The organism is Shewanella oneidensis MR-1 (assembly GCF_000146165.2).
Classification (GTDB): domain Bacteria; phylum Pseudomonadota; class Gammaproteobacteria; order Enterobacterales; family Shewanellaceae; genus Shewanella; species Shewanella oneidensis.
Genome location: NC_004347.2, coordinates 4780993 through 4795323 on the forward strand (window position 1 = coordinate 4780993; position 14331 = coordinate 4795323).

Genomic DNA, 14331 nt, shown 5'->3' on the forward strand with positions numbered 1-14331 from the left:
ATTAGCTATCCGCTTTCTCTTGAGTGAACAAGGCATCAATAAATTCTTTAGAATTAAAGGTACGTAAATCATCAATTTGTTCGCCCACGCCAATATAACGTAGCGGGATTTTAAATTTATCAGCAATCGCAAAAACCACACCGCCCTTGGCAGTACCATCCAGTTTACTGATGGTCATACCGGTGACGCCAACAGCCTCTTGGAAAAGCTGCGCTTGGCTAATCGCATTTTGACCTGTGCTTGCGTCGAGGGTCAGCATCACTTCATGGGGCGCCTCTGGATCGAGCTTCTTCATCACTCGCACCACTTTCTTTAACTCTTCCATCAAGTGAGACTTGTTTTGCAAGCGACCCGCAGTATCAGCAATTAATACATCAATTTTACGGGCTTTAGCCGCTTGCAGCGCATCAAAAAGTACCGAGGCACTGTCGGCGCCCGTATGTTGAGCCACAACGGGAATATTATTACGTTGTCCCCAAACTTGTAATTGCTCCACCGCCGCAGCGCGGAAGGTATCACCCGCAGCTAACATCACAGACTTACCTTGGCGCTGGTATTGCTTCGCCAGCTTACCGATCGTGGTGGTTTTACCCACGCCGTTAACGCCGACCATAAGAATAACAAAGGGACCATTGGCATTTTCGGGCACTAAGGGGATTGCCACAGGATCGAGCGTTTTTTGCATTTCATCGCGCAGCAGATCGTAGAGTGCTTCGGCATCTTTTAGCTGCTTACGGGAGGCGTGTTCGGTCAGGCTTTTAATTAAACGGCCCGTGGTTTCAACTCCTACATCGGCAATTAATAGCTGTTCTTCTAGCTCTTCAAACAGTTCATCGTCGATTTTTTTGCCACGGAATAGGCCGATAAAACCGCTACCAATATTTTCGCTAGTGCGCATCAGGCCGCGCTTTAAACGAGCAAAGAAGCTTTCTTTGGCGGGTTTTGCCTGTGGTTCGGGTTGCTGCTCAAGGGGTTGTTCCACTTGGATTTGTTCTGCTTCCGCTTTTTCAGCGGCTAATTGTTCTGCCAAAGCTTGCTCCGCCGCTAAGCGCGTTGCTTCTGCGGCCTGTTGTTCGGCTAAACGTGCAACTTCGGCTTGTTCTTCAGCAAGACGCAGAGCTTCAACCTCTGCTTGCGCTTTTGCGGCCTGCTCTGTGGCTATTCTTTCAGATTCTGCCTTTTCAGCGGCTAATTGTGCAGCAAGTGCTTGTTCTGCTGCTAAACGAGCCGTTTCGGCCGCCTGTTGCTCGACAAAACGTTCGGCTGCGGCTTGGGCTTTAATGGCTTGCTCTTCGGCTTCTGCAAGACGAAGAGCTTCAACTTGGGCTTTTGTAGCTTGCTCTGCAGCGATTCTTTCCGCTTCTGCATTTTCGGCCGCTATTTTTTCAGCAGCAAGGCGCGCTGCCTCTGCTTGCTGCTCTGCTAATGCTTCGTCTTGCTCAGTTTGCGATGGAGTAACGACTGGGGTTTGCTCGACAACCTCATCTTGTGATTTATCTTTACGAAACCAGGAGAAAAAACCTTTCTTTGCCATGTGTAATTCCAGCGCTCTACTTCATGATTGAATTTAAAATAAGACCCAGCCGTTATACCAGATTACCGCAGCAATTACGCCCAAAAAGTCGGCAATGAGTTCTGCGCGTTAAGCCTTCTCACCTTTTACGCTGACTTTGATATAAAATACTGGTCTTCATACCCACACAACCCCAAGATGCTGAAACTCGTATCTTTAGGTGGCTTGGGTATATAAAGGTGGCATAGTCTACCACTTTCTTTCTTCAGGCAAAATCACGGGGGCACTTTGGTTAATAATCGTGCAAATAAACAACAAGCGGCAAAGGGTCAAACAGCCAATAAGAAAGCAGGCAGCGGCCAAGTGCGGATTATTGCTGGGCAATGGCGATCACGAAAACTGCCTATCCACGACCTTGATGGCCTTCGCCCCACCACGGACAGAGTGCGCGAAACTCTGTTTAACTGGCTCGCCAATGATATTGCTCATGCGCGCGTGCTCGACTGCTTTGGTGGCAGCGGCGCGTTAGCCCTCGAATCCCTCTCGCGCTACGCCAGTTACGCTAAGATAATCGAGCTACAACGCACTGCGGCCATGCAGCTTAAAGCAAATCTTAATACCCTCAAGTGCGATAAGGCTGAGGTCATTAATGCCGATACTTTAGTCGTGCTGCAAAACGGCTGTGATCAAGGTTTTGATGTGGTGTTTATCGATCCGCCTTTCCGTAAAGGCTTAGCAGAAAAAACCATTCAATTGTTGGACAGCAAAGGCTGGCTCAATGATGGTGCGTTGATTTATGTGGAGATTGAGGCGGAATTGACCCAAATGGCTATTCCGGCAAGTTGGCAGCCACTTAAAGATAAAACCACAGGGCAAGTCAGCTATCGCTTATATCAATATCAAGCTGAAGAAAATCCAGCAAACACTGAGGAATAGCATGTCGTTACTGATTAATTTTGGCAAAGCCATTACCTTAATCGCTTGGTTAATGATGGCGTATAATCTTGCCATGCCTTTTGCTGGTAATATTGGCATTATTTTAAATATACTGCTCGGTATTACTTGCCTCATGCATTGCTTCCAAGTCGCCATCTTCCATATGCTGTTTAAAAACCTGCTGGTGCTACGCAAGCAAGATTATCGGCAAGTGTTTATCTTCGGTGTTTTTAGTTTATTGAGCTATCGTCAACAGGTATTAGCACAGGTGAAATCGAGCTAAATCGCTGCCGAAATGCACTTGGACTCAAGCCCGTAATACGGGTAAACGCTTTGCGACAAGCACTTACATCCTCATAGCCAACCTGATGAGCAATTGTCTCGAAACTGAGTGAACCATTTTCGAGTAAGTCACAAGCTTTTTGGATCCTGAGTTTTTGCAGATATTCATTAGGCTTAAGTCCTGTCGCTTTCACAAAGCGCCGCAAAAAGGTACGTTCGCCCATGCAAAGTTGCTGCGCCAAAGCGGCAATGCTAATGGGCTGAGCATAACCTGTTTGTAAACGATTTTGCAGACCAAGGATGGCTTGATCCCCATGATCTCGCCTAGGTAGAAACTGTTGATAATAGCGCTGTTCACGGTTGCCTGTGTCGATAACCAGATGCTTGCCCAACTGGCGCATCACCTTCACATGGCAAAACTGTGCGACTAATTCTAATCCCAAGTCTAACCACGACATCATGCCCGCAGCGGTGATAATGTCACCCTCGTTGACCATGATTTTGTCTATATCAAGTTCAAGCTGTGGGTACTGAGTTTGAAACGCATCAACCAATCCCCAATGGGTTGTCACCTTGCACCCATCGAGTAACCCCGACGCCGCTAACACAAAAGCTCCCGCACAGGCGGAGCAAACAATCGCCCCTTGGGCATGTTGCCGTTGCAACCATATCCGTAATTCAGGCGCCACATTGAAATAAAAGTCAGTCTCTATGCTGGGCGGAATAATGACTAATTGATAAGTATCGTCGAGTGAGATCTCAGCAAGCGATAATCGAGTTACCACGAATCGTGTCGCACTCAACGGCAGATGTTCTTCTTTTAGCACCAAGGTGTTGGCCATTAATAACATTTCTTCTAAGCCATATACCGCTGAAGTTAAACTGCCAGGTAACGCTAAAATCGCCACGTTCAATGGCGTGCAATCCGTAAATTTTGTCAATTTAAGCACCTAAGATGTCATTTCTGCCACTCTTAATACGACCAAATCTAGCGCAAACTGCTCTCACTAAACATACTTTTGCGAAGAAAATAAACAGGAGAACACCAAGATGACGACTCACAATCACATGACAAAGACGGCATTGGTCATTATTGATGTGCAAAACGACTACTTTGTTGATGGGGCTTACCCGCAATGGCAAGTCAATGAGATGTTAGAACGCACTTTGCATTGTGCACAACAAGCGCAGCAACAGGGAATGCCGATTATTCTAGTGCAGCATATCGCCGATACAACTCAAGGTGTGGCTCCCTTTTTTAACCCGGGCACCCAGGGGGTTGAAATTCATCCCAAACTCTTGGCGCTTCTACCTAATGCCTCCATCGTCGTTAAACAGTTTGCCGACAGTTTTGACAACACAGAGCTGGCCAAGCAGCTGCAAGAAATGCAGATAACTCACTTATTGTTATGCGGCATCATGACGCAAAACTGCGTGACGCATACAGCCTTATCTCATTCAGCACTCGGCTATTCGGTCAAAATTATCAGTGATGCTTGTACCGCTCCCACACAAATGGTGCATCAAATCGCCCTTAGCGCCCTATCCCGCAGAGTTGAGTTAATTGATAGCAGATCTATCTAGATAGCAAAAAGCCCTCATCAGAGGGCTTTTTATTGGTTATCACACTATTGCAGCGTTAAACCTTATCCTTTTGGATAGGGGTGAGCGACACCTTTGTGGCAATCCACACAGGTCTTTCTCGTTTCAGGATCTTTCTTGAAGTTGTTGGTGTGCATTCTCACAGCCATTGGCTTCATGGTTTCTGGCTGGTTTTCATAAATGCGAGTATGGCAGTGTTGACAGTTTGCTGAGTCGTTACCACGGAAGTAAGCCAATGCTTTGTCGGCTTGCTCTTTGCGGTTTTCGTCTAACCAAGCTTGAGTGTTAAAGCCATCAATAGTTAAGAAACCATATAAATCTTTAGATACGATGATTTTCTTAATTAAATAATCAACAGGGCCATGGGGTAAGTGACAGTCTTGACACTGAACAGTAACCCCGGCTTTGCCGCCACCGTGGGCAGATGCCAGCACTTCATTCTTCAAGGAATGATTGCTATGGCAAGACATACAGAACGCATCTGTACTTGTCGCATGTAAAGTCTGCTGAGTTGCAAAATAGCCCACAACACCAATCACGATACCAACAACCAGTAGCGCTAGGATGGAATATTTCGCGCTGGGTTTAAATAGTGCACGCCAGTTCATTACTCTATCTCCAAAAATATTGTCAAAATCAGTTTTTATAAGACTATTTTATGTTTTTTTATTTATTAGAAGTTTGATTTCAAGCCTAAAAATGCCGATTAATTAAAACTTAAAGTGCAAAATGAGACTTAGCTCTAATTCTGATTACTACAACTCACTAAAACCAGCTTAGCAGAGCGTTAGAGTACTTCAACTCCAGCTAATACATTCATCATTATGTTTAACGACAAATGATTAAGTACCACCTTAAGTAGCTAAGGCAATGAAATCATTTTTAGAATACAAAAATGTGATCAAGGCGACATTTAACCTTTGATGTAACAATCTGATGCATAAAAGCAAACTCAAAACGAAACTTTTTATGCACTTTGTGGGTCTTTAAGGGTAGGTACACTGGCATCGGTTTTTTATGGCGAAGTTTTGGATCACCATAGCACTGTTATTTTCACTGTTTAGTCAATCGACGATAGTGAGAGCTATGCCTACGCCAGCGATAAATGACTTATACCATTCCCACTGTATGCAAATGGCCGATGACAACATGAATTGTGCTGCGCCAGATGGCACACAAGAAGAATGCATGATTCATTGCCAAGACTCCCTTACCAATCACTGCAAAACCCATTGTCTCGCAAAACTTTTTATTACTTCACCACCTCTTCCACTGGTATTAATGAGTCATGCGAGTAAGCAGATTACGAGCTCAAGTTGGGCGATTCAAACCGCCGAATTAGGGTTAACCACACCTCCCCCTAACTCCGATTTTCTGTAGCTAATCTTTTTAATCATTAAATCGATTCAAGATTTCGCGACGATGCCGCCACGATTTGGCACTCACGCGATCACGCAAATTTTTGGAGTTTATTATGAGAACAACCTTATTCAGTAAAATCTTAGTTGGTGCATCATTCATCATTAGCACAATGACTATCAGTATGACGACCACCGCTGCCACCTTAAAAGGCACTGAAACGCTCAATGTTGTCAGTATTAATGGGCAAGCAATTAAAACGATTAAGCCTGTACAACTGCCAGAAGGTAAAGTGCTGGTTGAAGTAAGATATCAAGATCTATTTAGTTATCGCGCTGATGACAACGGCACTTGGATAAAGTCAGAACCCTTATTTTTTATATTAGATGTGGCAACGCAGTCGGATTACCAGATCAGCACGCCTGAATTAGCCAGCGAAGCCGATGCCAAGCGTTTTATCAATAATCCCCGCATTCAACTCAGTGTTGATGGTACCACGCCGCAGCTACTCGCTTTGCAAAATAACCGCCAGTTGATGGCCGGTTTATTGCTAAGCCACGCAGCCAAATAAAACATTAGGACCGATCAACAGAGGCATTTACTGAAATGTGAATTAACGCATTGCAGCATACTGCCTCTATGCTAGAATCGACACGTTCATTATTTGGAATATTTATGCATCAGACACTTAGTCGTTATTTATTAGTCATATTCACTTTACTCGCGTTGGTCGGGCAAGGTGTAGTGTCTAATGGTCACGCTAAAGTGGCCCACTCAATGAAGATGAGCGCGATGATTCATAACCCTTCCAACCAAGGAATGGATCATGCTGCCATGATGCAGATGAACTCAGAGCACCACACTAACGCCAATGCAATGGCCGATAATACAGATTGCTGTAACGATCAAATGCTTCCCGGCGCGAAGCAGCATTGCTGTGATGGCACCACATCGTGTCTTAACGATTGTGGACATTGTTTGACGATTTCAGTTGCTGGCACGCTTTTCAGTCCACACCTTTGGCCAAGTGTGAGTCTGAACGACACCCCAATGGCCACTCCTATGCCTCATTTCCACTCTATCTCTTTATCGTCGGCCTTCAAACCGCCGATAGCCTAGCCTCATTGTGCCCTTTTTTCAGGGCGAACCAAGCTAACTATTTATTTCGCCGTTTATTGTGGTGCCAACATCTCAAGCACCCAGAGTAAAGCAAAAACGTTGTACTGAGCCTATCGCCACCTGTGGCGTCCATTCTTGATTAAAGATCTCAAGAAATAAGCTCAATCACGTTTGATGCGCTCATATTCGGCCATAAAACCCGATGGAGTGAACAATATGAAAACCTTAACCAATCTCGCCTTAGTTGCATTGTTAATGACGAGCACCAGTGTGTTTGCCAACGCAGCACCCCATGAGCATCACCATAACAATGCTGCGCCACAGGAAAAAGCTCAAACCTATGTATGCCCTATGCACCCAGAAGTGACAGGCAACAAAGATGACACCTGTCCTAAATGTGGCATGAACTTAGAGCCTAAAGCGACGACAGAAAAAAAGACTGACGCTGCAGCGCACAAAGATCACGCACACCACTAAGCTAGGCTGGAGATGAGGCATATGAACCCATTTAACACAGTAACAAAGCCGAGCCCTAAGGCAGTATTGATACTCAGTAGTCTACTGATGAGTACGCCTTGGTTAGCCCAGGCTCAGCTCGTTGATCCTGCGACTCAGACCGAAGCGGGGCATCAGCATCATAGCAATACCACCAATCAAGTAAAAACCTATACTTGCCCTATGCATCCAGAGGTAGAAAGCCACGAACCCGGCCGTTGCCCTCAGTGCAATATGTTCCTTGTTGAAAAGGCAGACAATCCCAACACTGCTGCGGAGCATCAAGCACATACTCCAAGCCAAAATGCGACTCAAGTATTTGAGACACCAACACCTAAAGCCAACCACTTAGTCAAAAATCAAAGCTCGGAGGCAACCATTAAGTATGTGTGCCCCATGCATGCCCATATTATTAGCGATGCTCCCGGCACTTGTCCTATCTGTGGAATGAATTTAGAGAAGGTCGAAACGGGCGGTAATACGCAGGAGATCAACATTAATGTCTCTGGCAGTATGCAACAGGCCCTAGCGCTAAAGGTCGCCAAAGTTGAGCGCGATACCCTATGGAAGTTTGTCGAAACCGTTGGACAAATCGACTATGACGAGAGCCAGATCAGCCATATTCATGCCCGTGTCACCGGCTGGGTTGAAAAATTGATGGTTAAATCGATGGGCGATACCGTCAAAAAAGGCCAACTACTATATGAGATCTATTCACCCGATTTAGTGAATGCTCAGGATGATTATCTGCTGGCATTAGATACTGCAAAAACCTCAGGCAACCAAAGATACCAAGATTTGGTGCGCAGAGCAGGCTTAAGACTGTCATTCCTTGGATTTAACGAGCAACAAATCAAGCAATTAGCCAATTCACGCCAAACCCAGTATCGCGTACCGTTTTATGCACAACAGGAAGGGGTTGTCGAAACGCTCTCTATCCGTGACGGTATGTATATTGAACCCTCTACCGAGGTCATGTCGTTAGTCGACCTTTCTAAGGTATGGGTCATAGCCGATGTGTTTGAAAATGAGCAAAGCTGGATTAGCTTAGGGCAAAAAGCCGAAGTCTCTGTTCCCGCGATGAATATCAGAGGTATCGAAGGCAAGATTGACTACATCTATCCTGAGCTAGACCCCATCACCCGCAGCCTAAGAGTGCGCGTAGTGCTGAATAATAAAGACATCTCCTTAAGACCAAAGACGCTCGCTAAAGTCGCGCTCTTTGGTGGCCCCAATAAAGATGTGCTCGTGATCCCGCAGGAAGCACTCATCCAAACGGGTAAAGAAAACCGCGTAATAGTCAAACAGGCTGACGACAGCTTTATCGCTAAAGCCGTCACTGTGGGCATGATGAGCCAAGGTAAGGCCGAGATTGTATCAGGGCTAAGCGAAGGTGAACGAGTCGTAACATCGGGGCAATTCTTACTCGACTCCGAAGCAAGCCTCAAGGGCAGCTTAATGCGTTTAAACAGCGGTCATCAGCACTAGGAGCGCATTATGTTGAAATATATTATCGAGGCCTCGATTAGACAAAGGCTCATGGTGCTCATTATCGCCATGATGATCACTTTATGGGGTGTACAGGAGCTGCGCAAAACGCCGCTAGATGCCCTGCCGGATTTATCCGATGTACAAGTGATCATCAAAACAACCTACCCCGGCCAAGCCCCCAAATTAGTGGAGGAACAAGTCACTTACCCACTATCGACCGCGATGCTCGCCGTACCCGGTGCAAAAACCGTGCGGGGCTTCTCGATGTTTGGCGACTCCTACGTCTATGTGATTTTTGATGATGGCACCGATATCTACTGGGCCCGCTCGCGGGTACTCGAATATTTAAGCCAAATAGGCAGTAGACTCCCCGCGGGAGTGCAGCCGTCCCTCGGTCCCGATGCCTCTGGTGTGGGCTGGGTGTTTGAGTACGCGCTGGTCGATCGCTCCGGCAATTTAGATCTCTCACAACTCAAAAGTCTGCAGGATTGGTATCTCAAACTTGAGCTGCAAAGTGTCGCAGGTGTGTCCGAAGTCGCCACTGTGGGTGGAATGGAGCAAACCTATCAGGTAGTGCTCGAGCCAGACAAAATGGCGATCTATAAACTCGATATCGCCAGCATCAAAGATGCCATCGAAAAATCGAATAGCGAGGCAGGCGGCTCCGTAGTGGAAATGGCCGAAGCCGAATACATGGTGCGCGCTAAGGGTTATCGCCAAACCCTAGAAGATTTTCGCGAAATCCCCTTAGGCATTGCGAGCCCTTCAGGCACCAGTTTAACCCTAAAAGATGTGGCAACAATCCGCAAAGGTCCCGCGGCAAGGCGCGGCATTGCAGAACTCGACGGCGAAGGCGAAGTCGTCGGCGGTATTATTGTCATGCGCTACGGTGAAAACGCCCTGAGTACCATTGACGCAGTTAAAGCCAAACTAGAGGAATTAAGCGCCGGATTGCCCGAAGGTGTGGAAATCGTTCCGACCTATGATCGCTCAAATTTAATTTTGAAATCCGTTGATAACCTGTTCAACAAGGTCGTTGAAGAAATGTTGGTCGTCGGGCTGGTATGCCTGCTATTTTTGCTGCATGCACGTTCAACCTTAGTCGCGATAGTGACCCTACCGCTTTCGATCCTGATCGCCTTTATCGTGATGAATAAGCTAGGGGTGAACGCCAACATTATGAGCCTTGGAGGCATCGCGATTGCCATCGGCGCTGTCGTCGACGGTGCGATTGTGATGATTGAGAATCTACACAAACATTTGGAGCAATTTCACAGCGAGCATCAGCGCGAACCTAATGTCAAAGAGCACTGGCGCATAGTCACACAAGCATCGACAGAAGTGGGCCCTGCGTTATTTTTCTCACTCCTGATTATCACATTAAGCTTTGTGCCTGTATTTGCCCTCGAGGCGCAGGAAGGACGCTTGTTTGCACCACTGGCCTACACCAAATCATTTGCGATGGCAGCCTCGGCCATTTTGGCCATCACGCTGGTACCTGTGTTGATGGGCTATTTTATTCGTGGGAAAATCCCAAGCGAAAACAAAAACCCCATTAGCCGAGTGTTAATCGCCCTCTATAAACCAGCTCTTAATCTAGTGCTCAACTTCCCTAAAATCACTATCGCTTTGGCGCTATTGGCTTTAGTCAGCGCTTGGTATCCCTTCACGCGCATGGGGAGTGAATTTATGCCTGAACTCGAAGAAGGCGATTTACTCTATATGCCAACGGCATTGCCAGGGATTAGCGCCAGCAAGGCTGCCGAAGTGCTACAACAAACCGACCGGTTGATCAAAACCGTCCCTGAAGTGGCTCGCGTTTTTGGTAAAGTGGGACGCGCCGAAACAGCGACCGATCCTGCACCACTGACTATGCTCGAAACCACCATCATGCTCAAACCCCATGAAGAGTGGCGTGAAGGTATGACCTTAGATGGCATCATTAATCAGTTGCAGCAAACCGTTAAAGTCCCCGGCCTGACAAACGCTTGGGTGCAACCTATCAAGACCCGTATCGACATGCTATCAACGGGGATTAAAACGCCTGTCGGGATCAAAATCACTGGCGCCGATGTCAATGAACTGCAACAGCTCGGCACCCAAATTGAAGCCATTCTGAGCCGGATGCCACACACTAAATCAGCCTATGCCGAGCGCACCAGTGGCGGACGTTATATCGATATTACCCCCAAATTGGATGTCGCGGCCCGCTACGGCATGAACTTACAGGATATTCAAGATGTTGTGCGTTACGCTATTGGCGGTATGGATATAGGCCAATCCGTGCAGGGAGCAGAGCGCTATCCGATTAACCTGCGCTACCCACGAGAACTGCGCGACAATATTGAGAAACTGCGTGAGCTGCCGGTGATCACTAAATCGGGGAATTATTTACCGCTACGTAACTTAGCAGAGATTGAGATCACCGAAGGCGCGCCTATGCTCGCAAGTGAAAATGGCCGCCTTATCTCTTGGGTATTTATCGAAATAGAGGGAACCTCCATTGGCGAGTATATTACTAGCGCCAAGCAAACTCTCAGCGCTGAACTTAACGTGCCGCCCCGTTACAGCTATAGCTTTGCGGGCCAGTACGAGTACATGCAGCGGGTCGATGCCAAACTCAAGCAAGTGATCCCAATGGCATTAGGGGTCATCTTTATCCTACTGATGCTGACCTTCGGCTCCACCATGCAAGCAAGCATGATCATGCTAAGCCTGCCGTTTGCCTTAGTTGGTAGCACTTGGCTGTTGTATCTGCTGGATTACAACATCTCGGTTGCCGTCGCGGTTGGTATGATCGCCCTTGCGGGCGTGGCGGCGGAGTTTGGGGTGATCATGCTGGTCTATTTAAATAACGCCATTAAGCATCGGCAGGATAACAATACGTATCACAGCGTTGAGGACTTAAAAGAAGCCCTAATTGAAGGCGCTGTGATGCGGATACGTCCTAAGGCGATGACGGTTGCCACCATCTTCTTCGGCCTATTGCCCATTATGTGGGGCGCAGGTTCGGGTAATGATGTGATGCAAAAAATCGCGGCGCCCATGGTCGGAGGAATGGTCACGGCCCCAATTCTGTCGCTATTTGTACTGCCGGCTCTGTATCTGCTCGTTTACTCGCGTAAATTAAAGCAAGTCGCTTAATAAACGGCATTTGATAACATCGAACCCCTAATGAGTCACGTCTTAGGGGTTTATTTATCTTAAGGCAATACCAGTATTAAACTATCTATTTCATCATGTTAAGATTTTTATATAACATCAAGTGTTAATGTTTTCAGGTAGTGAGTCGTTCCCCATCAATCCCGATTAGCGAATCTCACTGTTTCACGGCACAATAGCAATATGCAACACCATGTTTTTCTCCATAGCAGAAAGGATGCCCGCGAATGACCGCTTTATTTTCACTCCCTATCCGCAAAAGAGACTCGCAACCCGTCACGCTTTGCCGCCATTTACAGGGCGTACTTGGCTTATTGCTTATTGGTTTAACCCCAATCACCACTGTCGCCGCCCCAGCCACCGGTGAGTTTATTGCCAATAAACGCTGTGAACTGTTTCAGTCTAAAAATAAACAAACTAATCCCGATGATTGGCAAAGCAATATTGGAGAACGTTATCCAGTAGCCGAACTGTTAGGCAACAGCGCAAATCCTGACTGGCTACGCGTGCGCACTAATGCTATCACCTCGCCACTTCGTTGGATCAAAGGTGATTGCGGACAATATCATGCAAGTGTAGCGGCGGAGACTTATCAGCCCTCATCCTCCGGTAAGCCAGTGCAAACCACCACAGCTTCAGATATCAACGCCATCAACAGTGAAAGCCTAAAAGAGCATGGCACATCAGAAAAACGCCAAGGCAATCTGTGTCAAATCGAGGATAATTATGACTCCCATGTGCTCGCCCTGAGTTGGCAGAGCACCTTTTGCGAACTCTATGGCAGCCGTAAAGCCGAATGTCGTGCCTTACGCCAAACCACTGATGCGCCACAATGGCAACACTTTAGCCTGCATGGTCTCTGGCCGAATCGCCAGCAATGTGGCACTCGTTACGGCTTTTGCAGCAGCGTGAAACAGCAGCCGAGCGATTTTTGTGATTATCCTGAGGTGCCACTCAATGCCTCTGTACAAAAGAATCTAGAAGAAGTCATGCCAAGCGCCCGCTACGGCACCTGTTTAGAGCGCCACGAATGGTGGAAACACGGCACCTGCCGCGATCAAGATCCTAATGACTATTTCTTGCTGGCGACCCAATTAACCCAAGAGGTGAACGCTTCGGTGTGGGTTAAAGAGTTTATCCATCAAAGAATCGGTAAAAAAGTCACGCAAAAAGAGCTGAATCAAAGCTTTGATACGAGCTTTGGTCAAGGCGCGCACACTAAAGTGACCCTAGACTGTGCCAAAGGACTCTTAAATGAAATACGGATTAATCTTCCTCAAGAGATCAAGCTGTCAGATTCAATACCAAGTCTGCTTGCCAAAGCACCAAAAGCAAAAAAGACGAATTGTCCTGATCCGTTATTAATTGATATGCCAAACTAACTCACTGACTTGCACTATGCTCACTCATTTTCATTATGCGCTAAGTGAATTATCGCAAACGTAGCACCTTGAGCGTCGGCAATGACAGCAAAACGTCCCACATTAGGGATATCGCTCGGCGGCACACACAGTTGTGCCCCGAGCGCCTGTGCTTTGGCGGCAATGTCATCGCAATCAGCCACCCTAAAATAGGGCATCCAATGGGCAGCAACCTCTCCCCATTCGGACATTATCTGCATCATACCGCCGATGGATTGCCCCTCTGTTTGCCATTCAGTGTAATCAATGCCGGGCACATGGCTGGAAACGGAAGTCCAAGGAAACACCTTAGTGTAAAAGTCCGCTTCATGACTTGGTTCGCGACAGGCTAGCTCAACCCAACAAAGCGTATTTTCTTCCCCTTGCCGACGCGAACCGGAATGATGTTTCGCTTGCCATAGGGCAAAGCGCGCGCCTTCTATATCGCTCACCTGCGCCATCACACCCGCATCACCCACCACATGAGGCCCTATATGCAACTGACCACCTGCGGCCAAGATTGCGGCGATGCTCGCGTCGATATCTTTCACCGCGAAGTAGATTCGCCAGTGGCTTGGGGTCTGAGACTCAGATTGAGGAATTTGGTACATAGCCCCTAAATCGTCTCCTTGCAGATTAAATAACGAGAAATGCCCCATGGGGATCGGCATTTCTACCGTATTCCAACCAAACAATGCATGGTAAAAAGCCTGCGCGCCCAGCCAGTCATGGCTTGCCAATTCAACCCAACATGCTTGCCCTTGTGTGTACTGAGTAATCCTCATGGTTGACTCCAATCTAGCTTATTATGTGTTCGAGTTAAGCTGGAGTTTATGTAACTGTCCAGTTTTGGCAATAAAAAGAGTTATATAGCATATAAACAAAAGCCCTCGATTGAGGGCTTTTGTCGTACACGAAATACTTAGGGCGTGTTGACGTTTCGAGATTAAATATTGTTCGTTCTGGCAAGCT

At 47.1% G+C, this 14331-nt stretch carries 14 protein-coding genes; 10 read left to right on the forward strand and 4 right to left on the reverse strand.

Features of this window, described 5'->3' with window-relative positions; genetic code table 11:
• Position 1 precedes the first annotated feature (1 nt).
• Positions 2-1534, reverse strand: a complete 1533-nt coding sequence (gene ftsY / locus SO_RS21305) for a signal recognition particle-docking protein FtsY (RefSeq protein WP_011074184.1) — start codon at positions 1532-1534, stop codon at positions 2-4.
• Positions 1535-1801: 267 nt separating this feature from the next.
• Here ftsY and rsmD point away from each other — a divergent pair, with 267 nt between their 5' ends.
• Together rsmD and SO_RS21315 are read left to right on the forward strand one after the other, a co-directional pair.
• Positions 1802-2449, forward strand: coding sequence for a 16S rRNA (guanine(966)-N(2))-methyltransferase RsmD (rsmD, locus tag SO_RS21310; RefSeq protein ID WP_011074185.1), 648 nt, complete (start codon positions 1802-1804; stop codon positions 2447-2449).
• Between the two features lies 1 nt (position 2450).
• Positions 2451-2732, forward strand: coding sequence for a DUF1145 domain-containing protein (locus SO_RS21315; protein ID WP_011074186.1), 282 nt, complete (start codon positions 2451-2453; stop codon positions 2730-2732).
• Here SO_RS21315 and SO_RS21320 read toward each other — a convergent pair.
• The gene (locus SO_RS21320; protein WP_405130451.1) at positions 2680-3681 is read right to left on the reverse strand and encodes a GlxA family transcriptional regulator; all 1002 of its coding nucleotides are present in this window, start codon (positions 3679-3681) and stop codon (positions 2680-2682) included. The genes SO_RS21315 and SO_RS21320 overlap by 53 nt on opposite strands.
• 100 nt (positions 3682-3781) lie before the next feature.
• Here SO_RS21320 and SO_RS21325 point away from each other — a divergent pair, with 100 nt between their 5' ends.
• Positions 3782-4315, forward strand: a complete 534-nt coding sequence (locus SO_RS21325) for a cysteine hydrolase family protein (RefSeq protein WP_011074188.1) — start codon at positions 3782-3784, stop codon at positions 4313-4315.
• A 62-nt stretch (positions 4316-4377) separates the two neighbouring features.
• Here SO_RS21325 and cymA read toward each other — a convergent pair whose 3' ends face one another.
• Positions 4378-4941, reverse strand: a complete 564-nt coding sequence (cymA, locus tag SO_RS21330) for a NapC/NirT family cytochrome c CymA (RefSeq protein WP_011074189.1) — start codon at positions 4939-4941, stop codon at positions 4378-4380.
• Positions 4942-5350: 409 nt separating this feature from the next.
• On the opposite strand from cymA, the gene SO_RS21335 reads away from it, so the two are divergent.
• From SO_RS21335 to SO_RS21365, 7 genes are all read left to right on the forward strand, one after another.
• Positions 5351-5713: a hypothetical protein gene (locus SO_RS21335; RefSeq protein ID WP_011074190.1), complete on the forward strand. Its 363-nt coding sequence runs from the start codon at positions 5351-5353 to the stop codon at positions 5711-5713.
• A 94-nt stretch (positions 5714-5807) separates the two neighbouring features.
• Positions 5808-6263, forward strand: coding sequence for a DUF2057 family protein (locus tag SO_RS21340; RefSeq protein WP_011074191.1), 456 nt, complete (start codon positions 5808-5810; stop codon positions 6261-6263).
• 104 nt (positions 6264-6367) lie between these two features.
• Entirely contained in the window at positions 6368-6811 is a 444-nt protein-coding gene (locus tag SO_RS21345; protein ID WP_011074192.1) for a hypothetical protein, read from the forward strand.
• Positions 6812-7027: 216 nt separating this feature from the next.
• Positions 7028-7288, forward strand: a complete 261-nt coding sequence (locus tag SO_RS21350; protein WP_011074193.1) for a heavy metal-binding domain-containing protein — start codon at positions 7028-7030, stop codon at positions 7286-7288.
• 21 nt (positions 7289-7309) lie between these two features.
• The gene (locus tag SO_RS21355) at positions 7310-8794 is read left to right on the forward strand and encodes an efflux RND transporter periplasmic adaptor subunit (protein ID WP_011074194.1); all 1485 of its coding nucleotides are present in this window, start codon (positions 7310-7312) and stop codon (positions 8792-8794) included.
• Positions 8795-8803: 9 nt separating this feature from the next.
• Complete coding sequence (locus tag SO_RS21360; RefSeq protein ID WP_011074195.1) at positions 8804-11941, forward strand: efflux RND transporter permease subunit; 3138 nt, start codon at positions 8804-8806, stop codon at positions 11939-11941.
• Between the two features lie 245 nt (positions 11942-12186).
• A complete protein-coding gene (locus SO_RS21365; protein ID WP_011074196.1) occupies positions 12187-13341 on the forward strand; it encodes a ribonuclease T2 in 1155 nt (384 codons plus the stop codon).
• 20 nt (positions 13342-13361) lie between these two features.
• Here SO_RS21365 and SO_RS21370 read toward each other — a convergent pair whose 3' ends face one another.
• Entirely contained in the window at positions 13362-14144 is a 783-nt protein-coding gene (locus SO_RS21370; protein WP_011074197.1) for a VOC family protein, read from the reverse strand.
• Positions 14145-14331: the final 187 nt, after the last annotated feature.